Raw genomic sequence first — 2,542 nt, forward strand, 5'->3', positions numbered from 1 at the left:
GTGAATAATAGAGAGTTACAAAGAGCAATAGGGAGTAATAAAAAAAGTGTAGCATAATTCTTTATTAATCCTACACAACTATACACCATGATACACGGATTTTTTTTTACGGGGAGCGTGCGCGTCCCCTAAAAAAGCCATAATTTTGTAATTATAAATTTTATCAATGTAGTAAAAGATTTTTTCGCTCTATTTTTTGTTTTTTATCGCTAACAAATAGCAATACAGAGCAACCAGTAGCAACAAGGAGTAATACAAAAATCAATCAAATTATAATTCGTGTTTTCACTACCTAAAATTAAGGGGGCAGGGGGGACGCCCCAAAAGGCAAGGCGTTAAGCCTTGTAGATGAAAAAGTCGGCACGGCGTGGCGCACAATAAAATCCCCATTCTGAATAAATGCGCCGAACCTTTAGGTGAGGCAGTGCGCCCAGACATAGCGAGGTACTTAAAAACTTTGGAAAAAATAAATAATAGCGTCCCTATTTATAAATATTTAAACCGCACCCACAGGGTGTATGTGAAAAAATCACCCACTATCCCGAAGCCTTAATCTGAATACCTTCCCAATACCGCCCATCATTCATACGTTTTTGCTCCAAACCCAATTCCTTTAACCTCAAACCAAAAAACCGCTCGCTTACAGCATTCTCATTATTATCATCACACCAAACTTGATAACACTTAAACAATTCCCTAGCCTTAATAATAACGCCAACCTGCTGAATACACCGCTCTTTAATAAAATTCCCTATAACGTCCATTTCCCCACGATACTCATCAGTAGCCCTAATAATAACAATCGGCGTTCTCAATCCCTCTTTACGCCACCGCATAGCGCCTTCAATAAGCCAATTCAAAATCCCTGAACTTTCCTGAATAAGTTTTTGTTCAAGATGTTTATCCTGCCTTTCTTCCTCAATGCGAGTAATGAACGGCACAAGCTTAATCCGTCTCCAAATACCGTGATCAGTACCCTTAATGACTGGCTTATGGTTAGTCGCCATAAAAATCTTGAAAGTCGGCACAAAATTAAAAAACTCCCCATACAAAAACCTTGCCGTCATTCGGTCATTCCCCGTTATCTGCTTAATCAGCGGTTCAGACAACCGCCGCCCATAATCAGCTTCAGTAGTAGTAACAAACCGAGTACCCCTCAACCTTGCAATGTCATTTGTAATATGGTCTCCAGTTTTACGCATAAAAGTTTCCGTAGGCGTAGCAATAGCGTAATCACCTAACAAATTCATAATAGTATTTAAAAAAGTGCTTTTTCCATTAGCCCCTGTTCCGAAAAGAATAAACATAGTTTGCTCCGATGTATCGCCAGTAACCGCCCACCCTGCGGCATTTTGTATAAAATGAATTAACTCCGCATTATAATTCATAATCTCCATAATAAATTTTTTCCACGCTGGACAATCGGCGTTACGGTCATATTCCACATTGGCAAGCCGAGTAATTAAATCCTCCTGTCTCTGCTCCCTTATTTCCCCTGTCCTCAAATCAACAGTTCCATTACTAACATTCAACAGCCACGGGTCTTTATCAAGATCATCAGTAGACACATTCAATTCAGGTATCCAACTAGCGACTTCAACAAGGGCTTTTCTCCTTCTTGCGCTTTCACTTTGCATAGCGTGTTTTTCAATATCTATACGCTCCCTGTAATCTGCGGTTTTCAACAATTCGCCATAAATGCCTCTAATCATCTTCAAACCCCTGTCATGGATTAAATAACCGTTATCCATTTCCCACCGCTTATTATTCCACACGATCCACTTTTTCCATAAATTGTTATAACGTATATCCTTACCATGCTCTACAAACAAACGGTAAGCGTTAGTAGTATCCGTAAATTGAAGCAAACCCTTTTCAAGCTCCATTTTGCGAAGATAAACGCTTTCATCACCTATATTATCCCTCATCAGTATTACTCCTTATTCAAGTTTGCGTAAGCAAACAACGTATAATCGGAATTCTTGACCGCAGGTCAAGAAAACCCCCCTATTTGCAAAACTTTAGCGTACATCTTAAATTGAAAACGCAACAAATCAAAAGCGTTTTCTCTTGTAACAGTTGGCAATTCACTAGTACACCTGTTATACATCTGATACAGCAAAGACAAAGCCCCCGGCTTTTTTCGGTACTCCCTATTTTGGAAAAAAGCGCAAGCCCTATATTCATCTTCCGGCATATCTAAATTTTTTATCTTGTACCACAACAGCAAATCTCCCGCCCATTCAAATTCATGTTCCGCATATTCTTCAAGAATACGCTGTTGCCTTCGTGCAATATCCTTGTATTTTTCTTCCGGCGACCCCCTTTTCAATATTCAAATCTCCTACATTGCCCACAAATTCTTGTTATAATTATTTTCCCTCTTGCCAAACATAAACCTTGCTTGCCTCTCCTGCCGCCGTCCGTCCATCAGCAAAAGTAACAAACGCCCAAAACGCCCACCAACCCGATACGTCTATTTCCCCCTCGATACACTCATGGATAATAACGCCATTAGCCGTATCAGAAACAGCGGCGGCAA

2 protein-coding genes are annotated in these 2,542 nt (G+C 40.0%); both read right to left on the reverse strand.

Features of this window, described 5'->3' with window-relative positions:
• Positions 1-536: 536 nt before the first annotated feature.
• The gene (locus ACYVRH_RS11740; protein ID WP_461257102.1) at positions 537-1,928 is read right to left on the reverse strand and encodes a DNA primase family protein; all 1,392 of its coding nucleotides are present in this window, start codon (positions 1,926-1,928) and stop codon (positions 537-539) included.
• 65 nt (positions 1,929-1,993) lie between these two features.
• The gene (locus ACYVRH_RS11745) at positions 1,994-2,332 is read right to left on the reverse strand and encodes a hypothetical protein (protein ID WP_461257103.1); all 339 of its coding nucleotides are present in this window, start codon (positions 2,330-2,332) and stop codon (positions 1,994-1,996) included.
• Positions 2,333-2,542: the final 210 nt, after the last annotated feature.

The sequence above is a fragment of the Treponema sp. R80B11-R83G3 genome (assembly GCF_054786115.1).